Here is a 23,222-nt window from a genome sequence, read left to right as displayed (position 1 = left end):
TATTACGGATTCGTTTTGACATCGAGATCGAATTTACTTGCTTCGATAAATTTCTTATTCGCTTTCTTAGCGAACTCCGCTTTCTGCTTGAGGAATTCGGCCAAATCGATTTTATCCATGTAGTACTGCAGCTGGAGCGCCTTGGCTTCCGTCAGGAGCGTCTGGTCGTTATTCGCATTGCCGCCGCTTAACGTTCCTAGGGCACCGTTCATGTTTCCTGCTACTTTAAAGCCTTCCAGATAGCCGTTAATTTCATCCGACAGCGTAACGCCCTTCACGAGGCTCGGCCCTTGAACGAACTGGCCAGCCGCAAGCGTCGTTTCGTATACCTTCTGCGCTACCTCAGGCGAGAACAGATACTGCAGGAAGTCTTCCGTACGCTTCTGCTGCTCCGGATCCTTCTTGTTTACAATGGAGAGCTGGTGGCCTGGAACCAGGATGCCGCGCGGCTCGTCAGGGAAGTTCGGATCCTTCTCTTTGAACGTCGGGAATTTGAACGTGCCCCACTCGAAGCCTTTGTCGCCCAGCTTCTTCTGATCCTGAACCAGCTGTCCGACCTGCCAGCTTCCGTTCCAATAGACGGCCGCCTTGCCGCTGATGAACAATTTATACAAATCGGCATCCGTCGATGTCGCAAAACCTGGCTGATAGAACTTGGAGAGCTCTTTCAGCGTCGTCCAGTACTTCTGCTCTGCCGGGCCTTGATTGTCGTAACGGCCTTCTTGGGCGAGAATCTGCACGCGTTCTTCGTCGACGATTCCGCCCACGTCGAACATCGGATTGCCGGGCTCGTACTTGATTTTGCTGTTTACCGCTTCGACATCCGGCGTATTCCGGGCATCGCCCGGCTGAACCAGAATTTCAGGGATCAAGCTTCTGGCCGTCCAGTCCATGAATGCGGTGCGCATCCATCCTTCATAGTCGGCTGCAATGTTGAATGGCATTGCAAGCGGGATATAGTTCTTGTCTTTGATTTTTTGCAGGGCTGCGAACAGGTCTTCCCACGTCGTCGGCGCTTCCGAGATGCCGACTTCTTCGAATATTTTTTTGTTGTAGTAGAAGCCGGTACCGACCAGGTCAAAAGGAAGCATGAAGATCTTGCCCGATGCCGTCATCATGTTCGGATGATATTTCTCGTCGACGCCATCATAGATGGATACGTCGTTGTTGTATGGGTTCGGTTTCTTGGCGAACTCGTCAAGCGGCAACAGCCAGCCTTTGTTCAAGTTGTTGTCCGGCGAGTCGCCCGTCAGGTTGGCATGCACGATATCCGGCGCATCCTTGCCGCCCGCTGCCATCTTCGCCTGGAACGAAGTGATGAAGGCGCTGTTATCGGTTGCGATATCGATCGTGACCTTCGTCTCCGGATGCAGCTTCGTATACTCTTCCGCCGCTTGCTTCAGGCCGTCTGTGTAGTAGTTCGTGATCGTAGCAAATACGACGGTACGGGTTTCTTTGCTTGCATTGTCGCCGCCGCCTGTCCCGGCGTTGGTCCCGTTATCGGGTTTGTTACCGCCATTGTTGCCCGAGCAAGCCGCCAGAACCGTCATAACAAGTACAAGCGCAGTAATCAGACTTACGATTTTTTTCATGGTAAACGTATCCCCCAGTCTAATTTATCGTTCGGTACCATCTGATATTTATAAAATCGTTTTATAAAATGATTGCAGCAGCCCTTACCACCTCCAACACTCCTATAAAATCGCCGATTTTACTGATAAAATAAGGCATCCACAATTCGCCAATGCGTTTGAAAGCACTTACATTCATCGGTTTTTTCCATCATAACATTTTGTGTCATTTGCAGACAACATTAAAATATACCCATGTTTCGAATCCCTAAACCATGCATAAACACTGATTTTTAAATGACTTTTAAATTAAAATTTTTAAAAAAACGTTTTTATAATTTAAATTGACGGCATTTCATGCCATGTGTTAGGTTACTAGTATAGCAATTCCATTTTTATAGGAAAGAGGGGTCCGGATGATCAAGAAGAAGAAACGCGCTGTTACGATTAAGGACATTGCCCGTGAAGCAGGCGTTTCGATCTCTACAGTATCCTTCGCCTTCAACGGGACTGCGCCTGTCGCCCAAGAGACGAAGGACCGAATATTCGAGGTGATCAACCGGTTGAATTACCGGCCAAATTCCGCCGCCCGCGGACTTGTCACCCGAAAGACGAACAACATCTGTCTGTTCACGCCGCATCCCACCTCCGACTTTTTCTCCTTCTCGGGTAACGGCGTGTTCTCGGATCTGATGCAAGGGATCGGAGAAGTGCTGGATCAGAAAGACTACAACCTGCTGATCTCCTGGGATACCGTCGGCTACAAAGCAAAGACGCCGAAGCTCATCCGGCTGATTCGCGAGCAGGCGATGGACGGCGTGCTGATCTGCTTGCCGAGCCAGGATTCATCCATCATCAACGAGCTCAATGAGCATAACTTTCCGCTTGTTATTATCGGCGGCGCGGACAAGAGCTCGGCTGTCAATACCGTTGACGTCGATAATCATGAGATCTCTTACCGCGTTACCCGTCATCTGCTGGAGCTCGGACATAAGCGCATCGCCTTTATCAGTCCCGGCCAGCTGGAATTTCTCGTCTGCGAAGACCGTCTTGAGGGGTACAAGGAAGCGATGTCTGATGCCGGCCTAAAGGTACGTGACGATTATATCTTCATCGGCGATGAGACCGAATCGAGCGGATACCGCGCTGCGGAGGCTTTCATGTCGCTGAAGGAACCGCCGACCGCGATTGTCGCCGGCCGCGATATCCAAGCCGTGGGCGTATTGGAATATACCAAGGAGCATGACATTAGTGTGCCCCAAACATTGGCTTTAGTCAGCTTCGAAAATTCCCAGCTCGCCGAGAAGCATGGCATTACGTCCATCACGACCAACCTGTATGAGATCGGGAAGGAAGGCGCTAAGCTGCTCATCAAGCTGTTGAACCGGAAGAAAGAACGGGCTGCGCAGAATATGGTCATTCCATCCGGCCTTGTCGTTCGAGGCAGCAGCCAGCCTCAATCCGAATCTTCCGCTCCCTCCGTGGCCGCTTCTACAGAATCAATCAGCGTCAGGACTCGGAGCCGAAAGCAATAAGCCGGTTATGGTCATCTGCCACCTGCCCAAATCACGGAACTATCAGCCGCCCGCGCGCCGAATGGAAAACGCATACATTATAAAAAAGGAGCGGCTGATTGCAGGTTAATGGCTTGAGAATGCCTTTCATGCCGGCATGGTTTTTCAAATGAGAAGAGACCACATCGCGTATACACACCTGTGGTCTCACCAATATTTATTATGTCGTACATTTATTGATCCATCCACATGCCCCAGCACCGGCCCGGCCGTTCCACGCGGAACGTCTGAACGCCGCCCCGGTCTGCAACCGTGACATAACATTGCTTGCCGTCCGGCCCGCCAAAGCATACATTCGTGCAATCGGTACCTTCCAGTTGAATTTCATGGAGCACTTCCCCCTGCGGAGAAATTTTCGCAACAACACCCTTCCCGTGACGCGTTACGTATAGGTTGCCATCCATATCGCAGCGCATGCCGTCAAGAGAATAGTCGTCGAAGGCAATGAGCAGACGCTTATTTGAAATTCTCTTGTCCGCATCCAGATCATAGGCCCAAATGGTGCGCTGCGCCGACTCATTGACGTACAAGACATCCTCCCGGGGCCCGACTTCCACACCGTTGGTCGTTCCCATATTCTGCTCCAATAGCGTTACGGTTCCGGGCGGATGAATGCACCACAGATTCCCCGTACCGTCCGCCCAGTTCGGATCGCTGGCGAATATGGTACCGTCCCGCATGATGGCAATATCATTGGGCTGATTCATCCTCGGTTCATGTGCCCATACGGATACCTCTTTGGTCTTCATATTGACGCGCAGAATATTATGACCGGTGTAGTCGGCGATGAACATATCGCCTTCCCGGTTGAATCGGATGCCGTTGCCGGTGCTCCCTTCGGGCAGCTCCAGCCACAGCTCTCCGGTGCCGTCCGGCGCAATCCTGCCAATCGTACCTTGCTTCGCATAATTAACCGCGTATAAATTGCCCTCCCGGTCACAAGCCGGCCCTTCAATGCCGCCGGTAAACACATGCTCGTCCGTAAGCTTGCTGCTGACCATCGTCATCCTTACCACTCCTTCAGGAATCGAATCGAATCCTACCTCGTCCTAGCGAACGAACCGCATCGTACCGAAGCGCGACGGAATATGATAGTTGATTGCCCCGGTTGGCGACCAGGCTTGAAATTCCCGCGTACCGTCCCGCTTCTCGTCAATCCGGTAGAAATTGACGCGCCAAGCGGTGCCGTTCTCCGGCTTGCGACGGAAATGGGAAAGCGGCAGCTTCATAAGAAACGTCCAGGAATGCTCGTTCATGCGAACCTCGGTCTCGAGCCCTTCCGCATCCCACGCCGTATCGACGGTATATTGGCCGCCGCGGTTATCGATCATCGCATCGAAGATCACATTGCGCGGACTGAATTCAAACTCCATGTAGCGGGTGCCGTTGCCGTCCTCATCGATGAACAACTCGACTACATCCTCATCATAGAGCGGATCATCCCGTTTCGTGTAATTCGCGACCATGTAGTCGTCCTGGCAGTCGAATCGGACGTACAGATATTCATCGTCCCAGCATGCTTTGAATCCGGTTGCATCCTGTACAGGCCCGCCGTCGACGACGTCGACAAGCGTGGTCTCCTCTACCGTCTCCCACACAGCGTCATCATACTTCACGTACCTGCAATCCAATTGATAATCTTGTTCCGCCATCCCGTCAACAACCCCAATCTGCGTCAATTTGGTCGTTTCTACGCGTGTCTGTCACTTCCACTCTCTTATTATCATCGAAAAAAACATTGGCGTCGATTGCCATTAGCAAATTATTTTCCAAGCTGAAAATTAAGGGTATTCGGATTTTATGGTGGAAAAGGGCTTATAATTCGCCCTTCTCCAATTTTTCAATCAAGGTGGAAATGTCGATTCCAAGTAGCTCTCCACGTTCACGAACAGCGCCAATAGGAAACATTTTTTCGAACATCGGATAGTTGTAGTCTCGAAGCTCATAATCATCGATACGCTTCTGGTACTTGGGCCTGCGTTTCTTTTGAAGCCCTTCTGTAAAGAGTATTTTGGCTCGTAAAGCGTCGAATGAGTATCCACGCCCTAAACGATTGACGACACGTATCAAGCTGTTCAGAGACTCCGTATAGGCGTTTGTGATGCAATGGTCGAAGTAGGCAAATATCTCTTCTTCCCAATTCGCCATAGCCTTTGTAAGAGGCTCAAAAGCGGATTGTAATTCCTTTGGTATCTTGGATTTCCAGTCGTGGTATATGAGGAACGCTTTCTGTCTGCTGTCACATTCCCAAATATCGAAATAGGATTCCTTTAAGTCGTAAGCAATGCCAAGAGAAGGGTGATTCTTCGTCCAAAGGTCAAGCGTTATCTTATCCATCTCTGTAAGCTCTTTGTGGCGTTTTAGGAGGATAAACCGGTCGTGCATAAGCCCACGACGTTCCTTCGGTGATAAGCCCTCTCTAAGCTGTTTGCGAATTGTATTCTTCCTCTGTTTGGAAGGCGAGAGAGGTAGCCTATCACCGTCTCCTTATTGCGATTAGGAATAATGTCCAGCAAGGTTCGTTCCTCTATGTTGGTTAGGACGCAACGAGGTTTGATTATGTGGATTTCATCAATCCCAAGCCAATTGGGAGTTTCAAACCGTATAGTTTCTTCAAGGCGGTTGATATAATCATAAAAGATGTTCCGTATCGTTTTCTCATTCAACCCAACATCTTCTGAAATGCTGGTGAAAGTACGCTTGATGCTCTGTTTCTCGATGTATGATAGCAAACGGTTTGTACAGCTTCGCTTTTCGTTTATCGTGTGGTCTAATCGTTCCCAGAAGGTTTGTCTACAATCTCTGCAACGATACCGCTGACGCTTTATGAGAAGTCCTACACGCTTTCCGTGGATAGGCAAGTCCATACACAAAGCTGTTCTCTATTATCGTGCTTGTAAAGGTTCGCTACGTACCCACAATGAGGGCAAGCCAAAGGTGGAGAGTTCGTCTCCACCCGAATTTGAAAGTCGTGTTCGTTCTCGGCAACGTTCACTATGTTGAATTTTGGTAGGTTTAAGATGTCCATAGTCTTACTCCATCTTGTACTGGTTTCAACCATTATTTTCCGAAGAGGCTTGTTTTTCAAAATAGACTTAATTATTTCTCTTTGAACGAGGAAGCGTAGGGTTAAGTTTTGTAGAAAAGAACACACCGGTCTGAATTCGGTGTGTTTTGAAAGAGTATATACTGTTGGACACCACTATAATGTTTAACTTGTTTGGTTAGAACGAAAAAAGACTTCGAACATCGCTTTACCCTTCTTCTCTAGCCAAGTGTCGAAATTCATAAGACCAGGGTGAAGGTTGCCCAATGTGGGAAAATCTACTTTGTAGCCGTCTCCGTTCAACCATTCATATATCCGGGCCAAGATCTCGTTATGCTGACGTACAGTTTCTATAGGAATCTGGACGTAGTTGACTGGGCGACCAGTCGCACGAGTAATGGCTGCGGCAATGTTAGGCGGAGTCAACGCATCACCGGCGATTTCGATCGTCTTACCCAAAAATTTGTCGGGATGTTTGAAGGCAAGCATGACAAATGCACCGATGTCATCCACAGCTATACACTTTACAGGCACGTCCGGGTTGGCGGCTTCTGCTAATGTTCCATTTTGAATACCATAAAACGGGCTAACGTAACTTTCCATAAATCCAGACGGGCGCAATATCGTTGCTTGAAGACCAAGCGTCTTAATATATTGTTCAATTTCCCACTTGGCAAAGTAACGAAAGCGGGACTGTTTGTCAGCACCGCTATTCGATGAATAGACGAAATGTTGAACCCCGGCATCTTTCGCAGCATCAGCTACATTTTTACCCAATTGAATCTCTTCGATCGTAGAGGCATCGCTAGGTTCCCACATAGGGGGTTGAACGCTGAAGACCCCGTACACTCCTTGCATAGCAGCATCTAGCGATCTACGTTCTCCCATATCCCCTGAGACAAGTTGAGCGCCAGCCTGTGCAAGAGCCCGAGCAGCCTTACTTGAAGTATCACGGGTGAATACACGCACTTGCCAACCATCAGCCAGTAGATGTGCCGCTACCGCACCACCTTGCTGGCCGGTAGCTCCTAAAACTAAAACCGTCTTATTAAATGATGTCATATGCTTCCTCCTTCATAGATTGTTTGAACTTTTCTAAACCTCGCCAAGTCTTCTTGGTTTTTAAAATGCTCAATTGAAATATTAAATCATATATTATATCTTTGTAAGAAGACACTTTGTTTAGTTTTACTTACTAATAGTAAGTGGCATGTAAGGAAGTGATAACTTGAACCGAAATGATGAGCAAATATGCCTTGCCGCTGTTAACGAAGCGTTACAAGTGATAGGCAGCAAATGGGCGTTCTTAGTAATCTCTCAATTATATTATGGTCCTCAGCGCTTCAATCAGTTGCGTAGAAGTTTGAGCAAAAGCAACATCAGCATCAAATCTTTAACAGATATCCTGCGACATTTAGAACATTATAAAATCGTAAATCGTCAAGTATTCCCAACAATCCCTATAAGCGTAGAGTACTCTTTAACGGAAAAAGGCAAGGAGTATAGGACAATACTCCTTCAAATGCGCGAATGGGGAGAAAAATGGATCACGACTCCAAATAACTAAAGTCAGTCAATCTCATACAGAATTGACTGGCTTTAGTTATTTCCCCTATAAAAAGCCTTCAGTTATATGGTTATTCAACCAATCAACCACATATCATTCACTACGGGTGTGACCACCTTAAATTCCGATTTAGAGTTATGATGACGAAGGTGAGGATTCCACCATAAAATCCGAATACCCAAAATTAATATTACAAGCAGCCCAAACAAAAACGGCCGCACTCCGATGGATAATCGGATGCAGCCGCGGCATGATTCGTTTTATTGCAGGGCGTTACTTGTTGTTAAAAAATTGAACGGCCTTCTCGATGTATGCTTCTTCTTCTTTCGGCACATCATCGATGTAATAGATCGCCGCAACCGGACACATCGTTTCGCAGGCACCGCAAGCGATGCAAACGTCCGGATCAATATAGTACTGATCCTCGCCTTCATGGATACAATCGACCGGACATGCGTCTACGCAATCGGCTGCTTTCTCATCCACGCAAGCAGAAGTAATAACATAACTCATTTGTAACACCACCTTTTCATAATATAATATTTGTTCTTCAGATTGAACATCAGCTGGTGAAACCTAGTCGAACCTATCCTTCTCAATTGGGGCTGCCGCCTGACTCTCGGGTGCTCCAGGCTACCTCAACTGATGCCAATCATCCTCAATCAAGGCCCCGTATCTCTGTCGCAGCAATTCGGCCGTCATTATGGCAACCGATGTTGCGAGTCTGTCATTATCCCTGCCCGAGCGGATCCGGACCTTCTCCAAGGTCCGGTAAGGACCCTCGAAGTTAATCAGCAGGTCGTTCGAGAAGGACAATGCGGAGCGGTACCGAAAATCTCGATCAGCAGCGTAATGGCTGCTCTGAAGCCGGGCAGCCATAGCATCGATATCCTCAATGGCTTCTGCGCTCTTGATCCCGCTAATAATGGGTACGTACGAGCGAACCGCGGAATGATTCCATTCGCTGTTCCGCTCTTTATTTTCCATTATAACAGAAAGAACGGGAATAAGAACGCCGCCCGGCTCCCATCCTTCTCCATCTCCGGTTTCCCAAATGACAGCATACGGGCATGCTTTGCGCGCAAAATAAACAATCGCAACCGCAGCGGTTATTTCTTCCTCCGTCAGACTGCCAAAACCAAGCTCAGCTACCGTGCCCGCCACAGCGCGAACCTGCTGCTCAACTTCATCCGCAGTATCCTGAGGCATAACATTCCCGTTATAGGTTATCGAAGAGAGAGCCTTATCCGGGGCATAGGAATACACCCCTACGCCGTACTGGCTATGCTGAAGAATCGTGCGCAATGCTTCGCTGACCGCCGCTGCTCCTTCCGAGCCCGATACCCGTATGACCTTCAAGCGGCGGTTAGGCAAGTCCAGCATTTCCATAAGCTTCTCCATCCTGGCGTCCTGTACCGTTGTAGAATGAGCCGCCAAACGAATACACCTCCACCCAAGGCTATCTTAAATTAAAATTAGAAATAAGGCTTATATTTCACCGTAACCGGTCCGGCAGTCCGGATCCGGGTCTGACAGGCCAAGCGGTAGCCCTCTTCAAGCTCTTCGGGCTCCAACCGGTTTAATTCCGCTTCATTCGTTTCGGTTAAAAACTCGCTTCCATCCACGACAAGACAGCGGCAGCGCGCGCATGTGCCGCGTTTGCAATTCGAGTTCCAATCCACCTCATGCTTCTGCGCCAGCTCCAATATCGTAACGCCTTCAGAAGCCGCGACCTGACGGCGAATACTGCGGCCAATTAGCACCACATCGCCAGCCATTGCAGATGCCTCGTTACGCCCGGTCTCAGGCGGGCTTAGGCGATCGACGGATTCTTCCGGTGAACCGGACTTGCTGGAAAACAGCTTGCGCAACAATTTCATGAGGCTTAACCCGCTTTCTGTCCCACTTATGTGTTATTATTCGAAGAACGCCTTAATTTCCTCCTCGACGGCTTCCTTTACCTTGCCGAGGCATCGTTCCTCCGATTCATCGTAGATCTTCTTCTGGTTAACCATTGCGTAAGGCCTTGCCCGGCACAGATTGCACATCGACAAGCAATCCGTTCGTTGAATGGCAACCTCCGGATATTCTTCCTCCAGCTCTTCCAATGCGTGCTTCGCCATTGCATTTCGGATACATACTTCGACGACGACAAGCCCCAATCCCATTTACATTACCCCTCCGTATTAACGAAGAAGTAGGCGGATGAGGATAGTCGTTCCAATATACTGTCTCGAAGCGAAGCGTCCGGCACCGTTTGTTCCAATGCCCGTCTCATGCAGGACAGCCATGCATCCGCGCGCTCCCTCGTAATTTCGAAAGGCAAGTGGCGCGCTCTCATCCTCGGATGGCCGTGCACGCTTGTATATAAAGGCGGTCCGCCTAGAAATTGCGTGAGAAACTGTGCCTGCTTCTCCATGACAGGCGTAATATCCTCCGGAAACAAATGAGAAATCTTCGGATCAGTCACCACATTCTGATAAAATAGCGTGACCGTCTTGTTCAATACGGGCGTTCCGCCCATCTGTTCGAATAGGGTCATTCAACTTCCCTCCAATGCTCAAAAACGGCTTAAAAAGTCTATATTTCATGAACTTTTTCAATAATTATCTTGAATAAGCCTGGGCTTGTCAATGCCGGACCATGGTTAAAGCGCGGCTTCGGAACTGCTCCCTCGACGCCGAATCGTATACGCGCATTTCGTTGCGCCCTGGGACAAGCATTCGGGCCGGTCAATGTCCGCATCCAACAAGGTCTCGAATAATTCCAATTCGCAACGGCAAACATGCTTATATTGAATGGCTATTTGAGAGATGGGACAATTATGCTCCGTGAGGAGAAATTCGTCCTCGCTGTTTTTTTTCCATTCCGCCATATAGCCGTTGTCGTTCTGAATCCGGGCAAGCGCGGCGACTTTGCCTTCCAAGTCCTTGTCCGCCAACGAATCTTTATATTTATTGTACAAAGTGTGTGCACGGCGCTCGAACAACCGGTCAACCAGCCCGGGTTCCGTTTCTTGTATAAGCTCATCGAGGAGGTCAAGAGCAACCGCATGATACTTGCTTGGGAATAACGCATCGGCTTTCGAGGTCAGCCGGAATACCGAAGCGGGCCGGCCCATCGGCTGCCTTACGGTCCTTGAGTCCACTAATCCATCGCGTTCCAGCACGTCGATATGACGGCGAACCGCCATAAGGGTAATATTCAAGCGCTCCGTCAGTTCTTTGGCGCTGAGCTCGTCATTCGTCTTGAGCAGATGCAGGATCGTCTCCCGTGTCGATAAATCGTCTCTAGGCTCCACTGTTGTTCACCACCTGGCCTTTAACTCTGCACAGCCGTTTTTTGTGTAACAGCTATTTAATAAACATAATACTATATTATATCGGTTATTGTACCTTTCTTTATTCGGGGTTGCAATATCATAGCTCATCTCGAAAGAATAGGTTTTTTCTGGTTATATATTGACTAAATATATAAGAGAGAACTACACTAAACCTGTATCATGGGATTAGCTATCAACAAATCATCATAAAGGAAGGGATTCTAGATGCCATTTGTAATCGTTGAGCCTTGTATCGACGAGAAAGCAGCCGATTGCGTCGATGTTTGTCCGGTTGACTGCATTGCCGAAGGTCCGGATCAATACTTTATTGATGTCGACACCTGCATCGACTGCGGCGCTTGCGAAGCAGCCTGTCCCGTTGAAGCCGTTAAATGGGATACAGAATTGACGGAAGAAGAACAAATATTTGTCGAAAAAGCGGCACAGTTTTATAGCAGTCGCTAATGAAGAGAACCATCCCCGCCTCGCGCGGGGATGGTTTTCTATATTGCCCGATTTTGAAAATAAGCTCCACCATCCGATCTCATGGGCGAGATGGAAGAATGGAGCAGTTTGACGATGGATTATGATTTTAACTGCCGCTGCATCCATACCAGCTCATGAGCCAGGTGATCGATGCGGCTTAGAGCGTCCAGATCTGTGATTTCCCGGTTTTCATTAAAATGATTGTCGTGAAGGTACACGTAGCTTGGCGTGACAAAAGCTCTGAAATAGCCCGCGATCGGCTTCAACTGATTCTCGATGACCAGATAATGCTGGTACGTTCCGCCTGTAGCGAGAAACCCGATGACCTTGCCCCGGAAGGCCGACGGGGGAACGAGATCGAACAGGTTCTTCAGCGCGCCTGTGAGCGATGCCTGATAGATCGGCGTGGAAATCAAATAAAAGTCTGCCGACATCACCTTGTCGATGACCGCCTTCGTATCGCCTGTATAAGTAAGGGGATCCCGCCCATCGCAAAATTGTACGTTATAATCCTTCAAATCAAGCAGTTCCGCAGTGACATCTTCATAGCTGTTCCGAACGGTTTCAAGCACCTTTTCAGTTCCGATCCGGGTCTTCGAACCGGTCACCGTTCCCGAAATACCGAGTAACTTCATCCACGAGCCCACCTTAATATATATAGTATACTTGAATGTATGTTAATTATGGAGGACGGTATGCCCCGTTGTCAACTGCTGGAAGGTGATAACCCTGGTAAATTATTAAATAAATTGACTTTGGCTGCTGATTTCAATAAAATTATATAGTTAAAGAGGGATATTTCTTAGCAAAAAACGAACAGGGTGAATAAAATGACGAACACAGAATCAAAATATGCCGTATTGCTATTCTATAAATTTGTCAACATTCCGAATGCTCAAGAATTCACGCAAGAGCATCTGGCTTATTGTAAACAGCTTGGCATTAAAGGACGGATTCTCATTGCCGACGAAGGCATTAACGGAACGCTGTCCGGGACGATTGAGCAGACCGATCAATATATGGCGGATATGCGCCAGAATCCTCTTTTTACCGACATGGTATATAAGATCGATTATGAAGACGAGCATGCATTCAGGAAGATATTCGTTCGCTATAGACAAGAGCTCGTTACGTTCCGCTTGCCCGATATGGAGCTGGATCCGAACGTAATCGGCGGTAAGCGGCTGAGCCCCGTTGAGTTTCACGAGTATCTCCAGCGGGACGATGTCATCGTGCTCGATGGCCGGAACGGATACGAATTCGACCTTGGGCATTTCCGCAACGCGATACGGCCCGATATCGAGGCGTTCCGCGAGTTCCCCGAGTGGATTCGGGAGAATATGAGCCAGTTCAAGGACAAACCCGTTCTCACTTACTGCACGGGCGGAATCCGCTGCGAGAAGCTGACCGGCTTCCTGATCGAGGAAGGGTTCCAGGACGTCTACCAGCTGGACGGGGGCATCGTTACCTACGGCAAGGATGAAGAGGTCAAGGGTCGTCTGTTCGACGGCCAATGCTACGTATTCGATGAGCGCATCTCCGTTCCGATTAACCGTACGGATGAAGATATTACGGTGGGACGCTGCATTCACTGCGACAGCCCGTCTAACCGCTTCATTAACTGCGCTAACGATGCCTGCCACCGTCAGCACATCTGCTGCGAGGAATGCGACGTCATTCACAGCAGCCATTGCTCCGACGAATGCGTCGAAGTTACGAATACCCTCTTAGCTCAAAAGCAGGATAGGGACCAAGCCATGAAGAAGGCTGCCATCTAGATTAGTCGATAAGCAGCTCATCATAAGGGATAGAATAAGGACCGCATGGATAACGAATTATTCATTGCGGTCCTTGTTCTTGTGCCCATAAACGAGGTGCTGTTACCAACCAAGCGCTTTTTTTCCAGCGGCAAGCGCGGTTATAATTCTCTCCGTATCGTAAACGCAACCGCGCCAAGTACCTCCGCTCACGGATTGCAGTGCGGCCCACAATCGAGTATCCTCAGGCAATGCCGGATCGGAGGCCAAATCCGGATGGGGGCCGCGGGCCGCCAGTATAGCCTCGCCTTCCGCCGCGGTGAAGCGTTCCTCTCCTTGGCCGACGAAGTTGACGGATCCCTCCAGCCTGTTAAGGTCGATGACAATCTCGATGAGATCGCCGTCCAACAGCTTGCCGATCGGCCCTCCCGCTAATGCTTCGGGTCCAATATGACCAATACACGCACCCGTGGAAACGCCGGAAAATCTCGCATCGGTAATAAGCGAGACATATTTGCCGAAAGGCAAGTATTTCAACGCGGATGTAAGCTGATACGTCTCCTCCATGCCGGTTCCGGAAGGCCCTCTGCCGATCAGAGCCAGAACATCGCCGGCTTCGATGCCGCCCGTTTTCAGTGCCCGGATCGCCTCCCTCTCGGTCGTAAACACCTTGGCTCTGCCCGTATGCCGATAAACCCCGTCTGCGCCAACGACGCTGGGATCGATTGCGGTCGACTTCATAACCGAGCCCTCCGGGGCGATATTGCCGGACACGAACGTAATCGTCGAGGTGAGTCCACGTCTCTTCGATTCCTCCGGACTCATGATGACGCTGTTCGGATCCACGCCGTCCGCCTCCCGGAGCCGTTCCCGCAGCAGGGCGCGTCTGTCGGAAGTCTTCCACCAATCGAGCACCCGACCGAGAGTTTCCCCGGCGGCCGTCATGACGCTTTCGTCTAGCACGCCGAGCTGTCGAAGCTGCAGCATGACTTCAGGAACTCCGCCCGCCAGAAAAGCGCGAACCGTGGAATGATACTCGGGTCCGTTCGGCAATACGCTCACTAGCCGCGGTACAGACCGGTTGATTCGGGCCCAGTCGTTTACCGTCGGAACCGCGCATCCTGCCGCATGAGCGATCGCGGGAATATGCAGAAGCAAATTCGTGGAGCCTCCGAAGGCAGCATGTACGGCCATGGCGTTGTGAATCGAGGCGTCGGTTACGATATCCCGCATGCGTATCCCTTTCGCCTCCAACTCCATGACCGAGGCGGCTGACTGACGGGCCATTTCCTCCCAGATCGGCTGGCCTGAAGGGGCAAGCGCCGAATGCGGGAGCGCCATGCCGAGCGCCTCGGCAACGACCTGCGCGGTTGCCGCCGTGCCAAGAAACTGGCAGCCTCCTCCAGGCGTTGCGCAAGCGCGGCAGCCGGCATCGGCAGCCTCCTGCAGCGTAATCTCGCGATTCGCATACCGGGCGCCTATCGTCTGTACTTTACCGGCGTCCTCGCCGTGGCTTGGCGGCAAGGTAACTCCGCCCGGAATAACGATGCAAGGCAGGTCATGCATGGCGGCAAGGGCGATCATCATTGCCGGCAGTCCTTTGTCGCACGTAGCTACGCCTAGCACCGCCCGTCGCGTTGGCAACGAGCGGATGAGCCTCCGGAATACGATGGCAGCGTCGTTGCGATACGGCAACGAATCGAACATCCCGGTCGTGCCCTGCGAACGGCCGTCGCATGGATCGCTGACGTAACCGGCGAAGGGCACTCCCCCTCTTCGCTGAATTTCTTCGGCGGCGGCTTTTGCCAGCAATCCCACCTCCCAGTGGCCCGTGTGGTAACCGAGCGCTATCGGCGTGCCATCCTCGTTCCGAATCCCGCCTTGTGTGCTAAGAATGAGCACTTGCTTGCCATGCAGTTGATTCGGCAGCCAGCCCATACCGACATTTTGCGACAATCCGAATAAATCGCCGCTCGGTGCCTCCATCAGCAGCTCATGCGTAAGCGGCAAGGAGCCCGCAGGTCCGGGCGCCGAAGTGCGAATATCGTAGAGGTCATGTCTCGATTCGTCCATCATGCGAGTGAACAGACTGCTCATCCATTCGTCCCTCCTGTCGAATTGTTGTCTATTCATTGTTTTGTGAAATAATACGCCATGATTTTCACATCATTCAAAATACCTCTCTATATGCTTCAGAGAGGTATTCCGTGCCGTTGCTTTGAGAAGGAAATTCACGATATGGCTCTTCGCCCGGGCCTGGCTGCGTCACACGCGATGCAGCTTCTGCGTCACAGGCTTTGCTCTGGATTCCAGCCAGAGGTTCTTCCATTCCTCATGGTCCGTGAGAACATTCTCCGGCGCCGCTTTGCTTCTTACGACGAAGGACGGCTGGATCGAGCGGCCGGAGTTGGCTCCGCTCTTATGATAGCGGAGGTCGATCGACCATCTGATCCGGTCCGAGCGATTCGTTATTCCGCGGTGCGGGGTGTACTTGTTCATGATTACGATACCGCCTTTGCGGCATTCCCCACATACAGGCTCAACATGAGGCAGCTGTTCGGGAACGATCGTCGTCCCTCCTTGCGCCTGATGCTTCATATAGCCGAGCTTGAACACCTCCGGCATAATTTCCATGCAGCCCGTCACTGCCGTCGCGTCGATCAGCGGCAGCCAGAAGGTAATGATTTCGGAGGCATCCGAATCCTCGGTGGTAACGGCGCAGTCTTGATGCCATGGCACGTTCTCGTAATAGTTCGTTTCCGTCCGGCCTGCAGCCGGGTTCAGCGGCAGCTTCGCGCGTACATGCTGTATGGGATTGCAGCTCAGCTCGCTTCCGAGCAAGCACTCCACCAGATCAAGCAGGCTGTCGTTGCGCAGGAAATCGAACATGGCTTTTCCCAGATATTCATTAATATCCAGCCCTCTGCCGATCTCGGCACATTGCGCGTGAAGCAGGCCATAACGCCGCTCGAAAGGCTCCGATTCATGCAGGTTCGTTATTTTCCCTTCCGTATGTAGCTGCTCGGCCTTCCTCGCGATTTCGGCGCTCAGTTCATCGATGACCGGCTGCAGAATGTCGTCGCTGATTACATCCTCTACGATTAAGTAGCCTTCCGTCTGGTATTGAATCACTTGATCTATAGTCAGTCTCATGGCTGCGGTCCTCCTATTCGATACGTTGATTTGAACGCAACCTGCTGCGCTGGCAGAATGTTCATGCGATCGCTGTCGCTTCTTCAGATCATTCTTCCTGCTTAAGCTCGTTGCATTCTTATCTTAGCAAGGAGACTTCGCGGCATGAAGGTAGAAAACAACGGAGAATGCGGACTATATTATCCTGTATTCCGTAGGTGCGCGGCCATGATGTCTGCGAAATAAGCGGGCGAAATAAGAAGCGTCGTCATAGCCCAGCAGCTCGGAGATGGCAAAGATGGGCAGGTCGGTATAGAGCAGCAGCTTCTCGGCTTCCATCATGCGTATCGACTGAAGGTACGCCATAGGCGACTTGCCGGTGTGCTCCTTAAAGATTCGACACAAGTAATTGGGCGACCAATGGATAAGCTGCGACAGCTTCTCCAGCTTCACGGGTTCAGCCAGATGCGTTCTCATATACTGCTTGATCAACGCAATCTCCTTGGCCCCCCGCTGCACATAAGCAGCCTCATCGGATCTGCCGATCTGCCAGATCGTTTCTTCGGTACGCAGCAGCAAATCCGCCACCATAAGCGACAGATGCTCAGCCGTGACATAACGGTTGCCTGGATCAAGCAGCCGCTGGAACCCTTCGATCAGAAAGGGCCGCAGATGGCCGGGAACGAAAATGGGTCCAGAGCGGTATGATTCCGGCAGCGGAAGTCCCCGCTTCTCCTCCACCCAGTCGAAGAAGTTCGCCTCCACCGGCTCGTCTTGTTCATTCCGGACAAGAAAGGTGCACTCCAGATTATTCAGCGGCTCATGTTCATCGCCATGGAATTGATGCCATTCATTCGGATTGATGATATATAGAAGCCCGGCTGATGCTTTACTCACTTTATCGTTGACCAGAAATTCCCCTAAGCCTTCGGTTATGTACATCAAATGAAACACCGGATGCTGGTGCCGCACCGTCAGCATCCCTTTGCGATTCGTTTGAAAATCGGTTGTAATATGATCCACCTTCAGGTTCTGTTCGTGCATAACGATACGAATGCTCATAGCATGAAGCCTTATCGCAGCATGGCCGCAAGGCTCCGCAACGCGAGTCGGCTGCCCGTTCATCTCCTTCCCCAAGGTTCGCAGGCTCTATCGGCTGCAAGTCGTTGAATGGCTTAGCTCAACTATAAGCAATCCGGATAGCGCTTACAATAAGAACATTCGCATAATCGGTGCAAACAAGAAGAACCGGCAGACGGCTGTCATCCCTGCAGCTAATCATACGCTAACCACGCGCTCGACGACCGTCAGCGTGACATTCGCCTGACCTGCCAAATAAGCGGCATGATCGCCAGCGCCGTAAGCGCAAGGCAATCATGCCGCTTTGCAATAACTGTATATCGTCATTCTCTAGTGCCTGACATGCCCAATCGGTTCGTGTAGGCCGTATATATAGGAGGAGCGTCAATCGTTTTATCCGCAGGCGCTTGAATCGCTCTCTGTTTCTCGGACAGCTCCATGAACCAGGCTTCGTCCTTGGTCGATAAAGCAAGATCGATTAAATTCTGAATCGACGGGGCATCCTCCATCGCAAGCTCCGGAAGCTTCTTCAGCCACTGCTCCCGCACCGAGACCCGTGTTCCGATCGCGTCCTCGTTATCCGATTGAACGACGTAAACCTTCACGATTGCCTGCAGCGAATCGACCGATTCGATGAATCCGCGGATTAACTGCCCATCTCTCGTTTTTCCTTGCACCCAATCACTGATTTCAATACGCATGGCCAACACCACCTGTCTATAGTATAAAGCAGAAGTAACTGTAACTATTTTAGTTACTGTAATAATAGTTGATACAGTTACCGGTGTCAAGTGAAATTCGCCGTCTTTCTTTCCCTCTGCCCTTATTAAGTTTATAAACAGAATTATACAATCTGATGCCCTAAACCTTCGGAACGAATCATAAAATAAGGAAACAGGAGAGCGATAGTTCCGTCCATGCAAGCCGGTTTTGAATTCCCATCTCGTACCAAGAAGGGGGCAGACGCGATGATTGTGGGCGTTATTATGAAGCAGACATTCGATACCGAGGAAAAAATCGTGATCCATCAAGGCATGATCAGCGAAGAGGGCGTAAAATTCGTGATCAACCCATATGACGAATACGCCGTTGAGGAAGCGATCCGCATTAAGGAGAATACAGGCTGCTCCGTCGTCGTTGTTTCCGTCGGGCCGCCGCGAAGCTCGGAGGCGCTTCGAACTGCGCTGGCCATGGGCGCCGACGAAGCCGTACTCATCACGGATGACCGTATTCCGCAGGATGAATACGCCGTCTCCATCGTTCTCGCCGCCTATTTCGCAAGCCATGCCTGCGATCTTATCCTGGGGGGCAATTTCGCGGTGGATACCGGCTCGGGCCAGGTTGCGATCCGGCTGGCGGAGCTGCTGAAGCTGCCGCATGTCGCCTCCGTTACGAAGCTGGAGCTGCAGACCGGCGGACGCGCGAAGGCGGAGCGGGACGCCGAAGGCGACCTGGAGCTGCTGGAGATAGAGCTGCCTGCGCTGTTCACCGCCCAGCAAGGCTTGAACGAGCCCCGTTATCCTTCGCTGCCGGGGATTATGAAAGCCAAGAAGAAACCATTCCGGCAGCTTTCGCTGGATGATCTGGGTATTGCTCCGGTTGCACTGCAGGCGAGAACGACTCAGGCGGAGCTGAGTCTCCCTCCCGTCAGACAGGCCGGACAAATTCTTCAAGGCGATCTGCAGCAGCAGGCGGCCAAGCTCGTAGAGCTGCTGCGCACAACACAACGCTCAGGAGGACCCACATTATGAGCAGAACGTTTCTCATTATCGCGGAGCATCGGGACGGCAAGCTTCGTCAGGTGACTGCGGAAGCGCTCCAAGCAGCTCTGCTCGCTTCCGGAGACGGCGACCGCATCTCAGCCGTTCTGTTAGGAAGCGGGACCGAGCCGCTGGCAGAGGAGCTGTCGTCATTTCCTTTATCCGAAATTCATGTTGTCGATGATCCCGGGCTCTCCGCCTACAACCCGGAGGCATATACGGCGGTTCTCGGCGAGCTGATCGAGGCCGTTCGGCCTGACGCCGTCTTTATGGGGCATACGGCGATGGGACGGGACATCGCCCCTGCTCTGGCCGCCAAGCTGCAGGCAGGCCAGCTGTCCGATGTGATCGCGATCGAGCGGAATGATGGCGATGGGACCGTTCTGTTTACCAGACCTATATATGCGGGTAAAGCGCTGGAGAAGAAGACATTCGTCCAATTTCCATGGGTCGTAACGGTGCGGCCCAACAATTTCCCCGCAGCCCCGTCCTTGGAAGGTCACCGGGCACCGGTCGTGAAAGCCGGCATCGCAGCCCCCTCCCAGCTGCGGACGATCGTCAAAGACGTCGTTCGCAAGACCTCCGGCAAGGTCGACTTGACGGAAGCGAAAGTAATCGTATCCGGCGGCCGGGGCGTCAAGAATGCGGACGGCTTCAAGCCGCTTGAAGAGCTCGCCGCCCTGCTCGTCGGCGCAGTCGGAGCGTCGCGCGGCGCTTGCGATGCGGGCTATTGCGATTATGCGCTGCAAATCGGCCAAACCGGCAAGGTCGTGACACCGGAATTATACATTGCCTGCGGAATCAGCGGCGCGATTCAGCATCTTGCGGGCATGAGCGGGTCCCGCGTCATTGTCGCCATTAATAAGGATCCCGAGGCGCCGATATTTAAAGTAGCCGATTACGGGATCGTCGGCGATCTGTTCGAAGTGGTCCCGCTTCTTACCCAGGAATTCCGCAAAGTGCTAGGCTAACCGAAACAGCCCGCAAGGCCTTCTTGGCCTGCGGGCTCTCTTCTTATTATGGCTGATCGAACAGCCTGGCTGTAATCATCGCTTGGGCGACTCGCTTGTTTCCGCTTAAGACCTCGACTTCCACTTTACAGAACCTTCGGCTTGATTCGATGACTCTTGGGTACAGATCCACGGTATCGTCGATCTCTACAGGCGCGAGATAGTATACGGAGGAGCTGTCGATGTGAAGATCTCCTCTGCGGTGCTCCTTCATCGTCCGCGTCACGACCTGATTGATCAAGCTGGCTAATATGCCTTCGGACAGATTTCCAACCTGGTTGCTCATATGGGCGGCTATGACCCCCCGGTAGAATAACTGTCCATGCTCATCGCGGTTCCCTTCGAAAGCCGACCAGATTTGATTCTCCAGCGTTTCTCCGCTCTGGGGCTGCAATTGAATATTCTGCATCGCCTTGAGCACATCGTTCCGGCTAATGACACCCGAGAGCTTCCCTTCCTCATCGATGACGGGCAGCAGCTCGATGGCTTCCCACACCATCAAATGCCCCGCGGTTGCAACTGAAGCCTGCAACGTCACCGTGAGCGGGTTGCGCGTCATAATCTTTTCGACGGTCTGGCCGGCCGCTGCCCCGATCAGATCCTTGGTCGTAATCATGCCGACCGGTTTATCGTTATCGTCCACGACAGGAAACCGGTTATGATTCGTTTCCTCGATGCGTCTCAGCACATCCTCGACGGTATCGGATCTGCGCATGTATGCCAGCGGCATATCTTGGCGTACAATATCCCCGACGAGAACGATCTGCTTCTTGATCAGCCTGTCGTAGATGGCCCGGTTGATCAGCGCCGCTACCGTGAACGTATCATAACCGCTGCTGATGATCGGAAGCTCCAGCTCATCGGCGAGCTCTCTCACTTCCTCGGTCGTATTGAACCCGCCTGTAATCAAGACGCCCGCACCCAATGTCAAGGCGCTGTAGTGGGCTTTATTCCGGTTCCCGACGATAAGCAGGTTGCCCGGTTCTATATAACGCATCATCGCTTCCACTTGCATGGCGCCGATGACGAATTTATTCAATGTCTTCTGCAGACCGGCTGCGCCGCCCAGCACTTCGCCATCCACCATCTTGACGATCTCCTCGAAGGTCAGACGGTCGATATGCTGCCGCTGCTCCTTCTCTACCCTGACGGTTCCGGTTCGCTCCTTCGTGCTGACGATGCCTTGCGCCTCCGCATCCTTGATGGCACGGTAAGCCGTTCCTTCGCTTACTTCCAAGGTCTGGGCGATCTTGCGGACCGAAATCCTCGTTCCCACACTGAGTTCTTCAATATATTGAATGATCTGCTCATGCTTCGTCGCAAATTCAGGAGAACCCATCGTATCAAACTCCTCAGCACTGCCTGTTATATTCTGCGCCACCTATTATATAACAGTCGGCTGGAAATGAAAACGAGCGGAGCCGCTCTCACGCGCGGACTGCATTCTTCTCGAGCTCATCCATATGACGGCCGATCTCTGCGGCTGCTTCCGCAAGAATATCCCTCTGCCGGTTCAAGTGACCGGTGTCTTTGCGTAACCCACAGATCCGCTGCGGCAGGCGATATCGCTTCAAACACGGCCTTTCTGTTTTCAAAGGGAAGAACATCCTCCGTATAAACAAAAATATCCAGGTCCGAATGGGCATCGGCCTTGCCTTTGGCATGTGCGCCCGCCAGTGCAATCGCATATTGACCGCTAATTATTTTCTTATAGAAGGGCATAAGTTCATTGACGATAGACTGAATCTCCACAACCGCACCGCCTGTTCTAAGGTTACATCTATAGTTCGCGGTATTCACTGCGTCTCCTTCCAACGCAAAAAAACCACCTCGGGGATTCCTCGCCGGAGGTGGAGTGATGGGCGAATAAGAAGTGCCTTGCCTGTAACTTGCATAAGCCTTGGTTAGTCCGCGTAACGATAATAATAATGATTCAAGTAATGATGGGCGACCGGCAATTCGCTCGTTTCCTCACAGTGGGGGCATAGAATGGAGGAAGCTCCGGATGGAGCGGTCTCCAAACCTTCTCCACATAAGAAACAGACTTCTTTATCCGGCTCTGTGCTTGCTTGACCTTGCTTCGATTCCACGCGATCCCCTCCGATAATGTTATATAACAGTTTTATTATTATTGAGGTTATTATATATCAGCAGACCGAACTGTTTCAATACTGTTTTTGTATTTTTTAATGTGTTATATAACATTCGCCCGGTAAAAAGAGGTCGCTTGATTTGAGATTCAGCGGCTATGAACGAAAGAATGGTCAGCGGATGAAGCAGGGGAAATGATTCGTCGAGAGGTGATTTCAACCTATTGAGAATTCGGGGCACGCGCTTTCGAAGCGCACTGGTCTGCGCGGCGGATTGGATAGCCGGACATGACAAAACAAGCCGACCTCCATCTCAGATCAGATGAAAATCGGCTTGGTACGTGAATACGATCTATAGACAAGAGATACTCCTCTATCATGGATAAAGAAGCGATCAGCTCTGTTTACCGAAAAATAATGCAATTTCTCTGCTGACGCTCTCAGCCGAGTCCGAACCGTGAATAACATTGCTCGCCACATTCAAGGCCAGATCGCCGCGTATCGATCCCGGCAATGCCTCAAGCGGATTCGTGAAACCGATCAATGTACGGGCATTCTTGATGGCCTGATCGCCTTCCCAGACCATGGCGAAGACCTGTCCGGAAGTAATGTAATCGACCAGCTCGCCGAAGAAGGGCTTTTCCTTCAGATGGCCATAATGAAGCTCCGCTGTTTCTCTGGATACCTGCATCAATTGAGCGCTTGTCAGCCGCAGTCCTTTCCGTTCGAAACGGGCGACGATTTCACCGATAAGTCCTCTTTCCACGCCGTCTGGTTTAATCATGATAAACGTTTGTTCCAACGCATTCCACTCCTATTCCATGTGA

The 23,222-nt window shown here is 51.2% G+C and carries 25 protein-coding genes and 1 pseudogene; 6 read left to right on the top strand and 20 right to left on the bottom strand.

All coding sequences use genetic code 11. From position 1 onward, the window contains the following. Positions 1 to 2: 2 nt before the first annotated feature. Complete coding sequence (locus L1F29_RS07050) at positions 3 to 1,592, bottom strand: ABC transporter substrate-binding protein (protein ID WP_258387628.1); 1,590 nt, start codon at positions 1,590 to 1,592, stop codon at positions 3 to 5. Between the two features lie 395 nt (positions 1,593 to 1,987). On the opposite strand from L1F29_RS07050, the gene L1F29_RS07045 reads away from it, so the two are divergent. After that, positions 1,988 to 3,106 (top strand): LacI family DNA-binding transcriptional regulator, encoded by a 1,119-nt coding sequence (locus L1F29_RS07045; protein WP_258387627.1) that lies wholly within the window; start codon positions 1,988 to 1,990, stop codon positions 3,104 to 3,106. A 212-nt stretch (positions 3,107 to 3,318) separates the two neighbouring features. On the opposite strand, the gene L1F29_RS07040 is transcribed toward L1F29_RS07045, so the two are convergent. The 4 genes and pseudogenes from L1F29_RS07040 to L1F29_RS07020 form a co-directional block, all read right to left on the bottom strand. After that, a complete protein-coding gene (locus tag L1F29_RS07040; protein ID WP_258387626.1) occupies positions 3,319 to 4,152 on the bottom strand; it encodes an SMP-30/gluconolactonase/LRE family protein in 834 nt (277 codons plus the stop codon). Between the two features lie 42 nt (positions 4,153 to 4,194). Next, positions 4,195 to 4,797 carry a carbohydrate-binding family 9-like protein gene (locus tag L1F29_RS07035; protein WP_258387625.1) on the bottom strand — a complete coding sequence of 201 codons (603 nt, stop codon included), beginning with the start codon at positions 4,795 to 4,797 and terminating at the stop codon, positions 4,195 to 4,197. A gap of 163 nt (positions 4,798 to 4,960) precedes the next feature. Beyond that, positions 4,961 to 6,173 (bottom strand): annotated as a pseudogene (locus tag L1F29_RS34585) (transposase). Between the two features lie 183 nt (positions 6,174 to 6,356). Continuing rightward, complete coding sequence (locus L1F29_RS07020) at positions 6,357 to 7,253, bottom strand: NmrA/HSCARG family protein (RefSeq protein ID WP_258387622.1); 897 nt, start codon at positions 7,251 to 7,253, stop codon at positions 6,357 to 6,359. A gap of 166 nt (positions 7,254 to 7,419) precedes the next feature. Here L1F29_RS07020 and L1F29_RS07015 point away from each other — a divergent pair, with 166 nt between their 5' ends. Next, complete coding sequence (locus tag L1F29_RS07015) at positions 7,420 to 7,758, top strand: winged helix-turn-helix transcriptional regulator (RefSeq protein ID WP_258387621.1); 339 nt, start codon at positions 7,420 to 7,422, stop codon at positions 7,756 to 7,758. A 273-nt stretch (positions 7,759 to 8,031) separates the two neighbouring features. On the opposite strand, the gene L1F29_RS07010 is transcribed toward L1F29_RS07015, so the two are convergent. The 6 genes from L1F29_RS07010 to L1F29_RS06985 form a co-directional block, all read right to left on the bottom strand. Then, positions 8,032 to 8,271 carry a ferredoxin family protein gene (locus L1F29_RS07010; protein ID WP_258387620.1) on the bottom strand — a complete coding sequence of 80 codons (240 nt, stop codon included), beginning with the start codon at positions 8,269 to 8,271 and terminating at the stop codon, positions 8,032 to 8,034. Positions 8,272 to 8,391: 120 nt separating this feature from the next. Beyond that, positions 8,392 to 9,195, bottom strand: a complete 804-nt coding sequence (locus L1F29_RS07005) for a folylpolyglutamate synthase/dihydrofolate synthase family protein (RefSeq protein ID WP_258387619.1) — start codon at positions 9,193 to 9,195, stop codon at positions 8,392 to 8,394. 38 nt (positions 9,196 to 9,233) lie between these two features. After that, positions 9,234 to 9,638, bottom strand: a complete 405-nt coding sequence (locus tag L1F29_RS07000; protein WP_309252384.1) for a 2Fe-2S iron-sulfur cluster-binding protein — start codon at positions 9,636 to 9,638, stop codon at positions 9,234 to 9,236. Positions 9,639 to 9,674: 36 nt separating this feature from the next. Next, positions 9,675 to 9,926 carry a DUF1450 domain-containing protein gene (locus L1F29_RS06995; RefSeq protein ID WP_258387618.1) on the bottom strand — a complete coding sequence of 84 codons (252 nt, stop codon included), beginning with the start codon at positions 9,924 to 9,926 and terminating at the stop codon, positions 9,675 to 9,677. Between the two features lie 5 nt (positions 9,927 to 9,931). Continuing rightward, entirely contained in the window at positions 9,932 to 10,300 is a 369-nt protein-coding gene (locus tag L1F29_RS06990; RefSeq protein ID WP_258387617.1) for a globin domain-containing protein, read from the bottom strand. Between the two features lie 105 nt (positions 10,301 to 10,405). Continuing rightward, on the bottom strand, positions 10,406 to 11,059 hold the full coding sequence (locus L1F29_RS06985) for a helix-turn-helix transcriptional regulator (protein ID WP_258387616.1): 654 nt from the start codon (positions 11,057 to 11,059) through the stop codon (positions 10,406 to 10,408). A 246-nt stretch (positions 11,060 to 11,305) separates the two neighbouring features. Between L1F29_RS06985 and L1F29_RS06980 the strand changes: the two genes are divergently transcribed. Further along, positions 11,306 to 11,545 carry a ferredoxin family protein gene (locus L1F29_RS06980; protein WP_258387615.1) on the top strand — a complete coding sequence of 80 codons (240 nt, stop codon included), beginning with the start codon at positions 11,306 to 11,308 and terminating at the stop codon, positions 11,543 to 11,545. 119 nt (positions 11,546 to 11,664) lie between these two features. Here L1F29_RS06980 and L1F29_RS06975 read toward each other — a convergent pair whose 3' ends face one another. Further along, the gene (locus tag L1F29_RS06975) at positions 11,665 to 12,201 is read right to left on the bottom strand and encodes an NADPH-dependent FMN reductase (RefSeq protein ID WP_258387614.1); all 537 of its coding nucleotides are present in this window, start codon (positions 12,199 to 12,201) and stop codon (positions 11,665 to 11,667) included. Positions 12,202 to 12,396: 195 nt separating this feature from the next. Between L1F29_RS06975 and trhO the strand changes: the two genes are divergently transcribed. Then, complete coding sequence (gene trhO / locus L1F29_RS06970) at positions 12,397 to 13,344, top strand: oxygen-dependent tRNA uridine(34) hydroxylase TrhO (RefSeq protein ID WP_258387613.1); 948 nt, start codon at positions 12,397 to 12,399, stop codon at positions 13,342 to 13,344. Positions 13,345 to 13,446: 102 nt separating this feature from the next. Here the strand turns inward: trhO and L1F29_RS06965 are convergent, their stop codons facing one another. The 4 genes from L1F29_RS06965 to L1F29_RS06950 form a co-directional block, all read right to left on the bottom strand. Continuing rightward, a complete protein-coding gene (locus L1F29_RS06965) occupies positions 13,447 to 15,420 on the bottom strand; it encodes a YjhG/YagF family D-xylonate dehydratase (protein WP_258387612.1) in 1,974 nt (657 codons plus the stop codon). Between the two features lie 168 nt (positions 15,421 to 15,588). Further along, positions 15,589 to 16,476, bottom strand: a complete 888-nt coding sequence (locus L1F29_RS06960) for a phytanoyl-CoA dioxygenase family protein (RefSeq protein WP_258387611.1) — start codon at positions 16,474 to 16,476, stop codon at positions 15,589 to 15,591. Positions 16,477 to 16,650: 174 nt separating this feature from the next. After that, positions 16,651 to 17,592 carry an AraC family transcriptional regulator gene (locus L1F29_RS06955; protein WP_258387610.1) on the bottom strand — a complete coding sequence of 314 codons (942 nt, stop codon included), beginning with the start codon at positions 17,590 to 17,592 and terminating at the stop codon, positions 16,651 to 16,653. Between the two features lie 266 nt (positions 17,593 to 17,858). Beyond that, positions 17,859 to 18,236, bottom strand: a complete 378-nt coding sequence (locus L1F29_RS06950; protein WP_258387609.1) for an IDEAL domain-containing protein — start codon at positions 18,234 to 18,236, stop codon at positions 17,859 to 17,861. A gap of 267 nt (positions 18,237 to 18,503) precedes the next feature. Between L1F29_RS06950 and L1F29_RS06945 the strand changes: the two genes are divergently transcribed. Beyond that, positions 18,504 to 19,286 (top strand): electron transfer flavoprotein subunit beta/FixA family protein, encoded by a 783-nt coding sequence (locus L1F29_RS06945; protein WP_258387608.1) that lies wholly within the window; start codon positions 18,504 to 18,506, stop codon positions 19,284 to 19,286. Continuing rightward, positions 19,283 to 20,266, top strand: a complete 984-nt coding sequence (locus L1F29_RS06940; RefSeq protein WP_258387607.1) for an electron transfer flavoprotein subunit alpha/FixB family protein — start codon at positions 19,283 to 19,285, stop codon at positions 20,264 to 20,266. Before L1F29_RS06945 ends, L1F29_RS06940 begins: the two co-directional genes overlap by 4 nt. A 46-nt stretch (positions 20,267 to 20,312) precedes the next feature. On the opposite strand, the gene L1F29_RS06935 is transcribed toward L1F29_RS06940, so the two are convergent. The 4 genes from L1F29_RS06935 to ndk all read right to left on the bottom strand — a co-directional run bounded on the left by L1F29_RS06935 (position 20,313) and on the right by ndk (position 23,197). Continuing rightward, on the bottom strand, positions 20,313 to 21,644 hold the full coding sequence (locus tag L1F29_RS06935) for a DRTGG domain-containing protein (RefSeq protein WP_258387606.1): 1,332 nt from the start codon (positions 21,642 to 21,644) through the stop codon (positions 20,313 to 20,315). Positions 21,645 to 21,760: 116 nt separating this feature from the next. After that, positions 21,761 to 22,057 (bottom strand): nucleotidyltransferase domain-containing protein, encoded by a 297-nt coding sequence (locus L1F29_RS06930; protein WP_258387605.1) that lies wholly within the window; start codon positions 22,055 to 22,057, stop codon positions 21,761 to 21,763. 152 nt (positions 22,058 to 22,209) lie between these two features. Then, positions 22,210 to 22,395: a hypothetical protein gene (locus tag L1F29_RS06925; RefSeq protein ID WP_258387604.1), complete on the bottom strand. Its 186-nt coding sequence runs from the start codon at positions 22,393 to 22,395 to the stop codon at positions 22,210 to 22,212. Positions 22,396 to 22,789: 394 nt separating this feature from the next. Further along, positions 22,790 to 23,197 carry a nucleoside-diphosphate kinase gene (ndk, locus tag L1F29_RS06920; RefSeq protein ID WP_258387603.1) on the bottom strand — a complete coding sequence of 136 codons (408 nt, stop codon included), beginning with the start codon at positions 23,195 to 23,197 and terminating at the stop codon, positions 22,790 to 22,792. Positions 23,198 to 23,222: the final 25 nt, after the last annotated feature.

Origin of the sequence: Paenibacillus spongiae, from assembly GCF_024734895.1 — a bacterium.
Lineage (GTDB): Bacteria > Bacillota > Bacilli > Paenibacillales > Paenibacillaceae > Paenibacillus_Z > Paenibacillus_Z spongiae.
The sequence above is the reverse complement of the archived record's forward strand: the minus strand, read 5'-3'. Positions and strand labels throughout refer to the sequence as shown.

What these genes read in the sequence shown, in the direction of transcription:
- L1F29_RS07050 (WP_258387628.1), bottom strand. Translation starts at nt 1,592, where the DNA reads ATGAAAAAAATCGTAAGTCTGATTACTGCGCTTGTACTTGTTATGACG.
- L1F29_RS07045 (WP_258387627.1), top strand. Translation starts at nt 1,988, where the DNA reads ATGATCAAGAAGAAGAAACGCGCTGTTACGATTAAGGACATTGCCCGT.
- L1F29_RS07040 (WP_258387626.1), bottom strand. Translation starts at nt 4,152, where the DNA reads ATGACGATGGTCAGCAGCAAGCTTACGGACGAGCATGTGTTTACCGGC.
- L1F29_RS07035 (WP_258387625.1), bottom strand. Translation starts at nt 4,797, where the DNA reads ATGGCGGAACAAGATTATCAATTGGATTGCAGGTACGTGAAGTATGAT.
- L1F29_RS07020 (WP_258387622.1), bottom strand. Translation starts at nt 7,253, where the DNA reads ATGACATCATTTAATAAGACGGTTTTAGTTTTAGGAGCTACCGGCCAG.
- L1F29_RS07010 (WP_258387620.1), bottom strand. Translation starts at nt 8,271, where the DNA reads ATGAGTTATGTTATTACTTCTGCTTGCGTGGATGAGAAAGCAGCCGAT.
- L1F29_RS07000 (WP_309252384.1), bottom strand. Translation starts at nt 9,638, where the DNA reads ATGAAATTGTTGCGCAAGCTGTTTTCCAGCAAGTCCGGTTCACCGGAA.
- L1F29_RS06995 (WP_258387618.1), bottom strand. Translation starts at nt 9,926, where the DNA reads ATGGGATTGGGGCTTGTCGTCGTCGAAGTATGTATCCGAAATGCAATG.
- L1F29_RS06990 (WP_258387617.1), bottom strand. Translation starts at nt 10,300, where the DNA reads ATGACCCTATTCGAACAGATGGGCGGAACGCCCGTATTGAACAAGACG.
- L1F29_RS06980 (WP_258387615.1), top strand. Translation starts at nt 11,306, where the DNA reads ATGCCATTTGTAATCGTTGAGCCTTGTATCGACGAGAAAGCAGCCGAT.
- L1F29_RS06975 (WP_258387614.1), bottom strand. Translation starts at nt 12,201, where the DNA reads ATGAAGTTACTCGGTATTTCGGGAACGGTGACCGGTTCGAAGACCCGG.
- trhO (WP_258387613.1), top strand. Translation starts at nt 12,397, where the DNA reads ATGACGAACACAGAATCAAAATATGCCGTATTGCTATTCTATAAATTT.
- L1F29_RS06965 (WP_258387612.1), bottom strand. Translation starts at nt 15,420, where the DNA reads ATGAGCAGTCTGTTCACTCGCATGATGGACGAATCGAGACATGACCTC.
- L1F29_RS06960 (WP_258387611.1), bottom strand. Translation starts at nt 16,476, where the DNA reads ATGAGACTGACTATAGATCAAGTGATTCAATACCAGACGGAAGGCTAC.
- L1F29_RS06950 (WP_258387609.1), bottom strand. Translation starts at nt 18,236, where the DNA reads ATGCGTATTGAAATCAGTGATTGGGTGCAAGGAAAAACGAGAGATGGG.
- L1F29_RS06945 (WP_258387608.1), top strand. Translation starts at nt 18,504, where the DNA reads ATGATTGTGGGCGTTATTATGAAGCAGACATTCGATACCGAGGAAAAA.
- L1F29_RS06940 (WP_258387607.1), top strand. Translation starts at nt 19,283, where the DNA reads ATGAGCAGAACGTTTCTCATTATCGCGGAGCATCGGGACGGCAAGCTT.
- L1F29_RS06935 (WP_258387606.1), bottom strand. Translation starts at nt 21,644, where the DNA reads ATGGGTTCTCCTGAATTTGCGACGAAGCATGAGCAGATCATTCAATAT.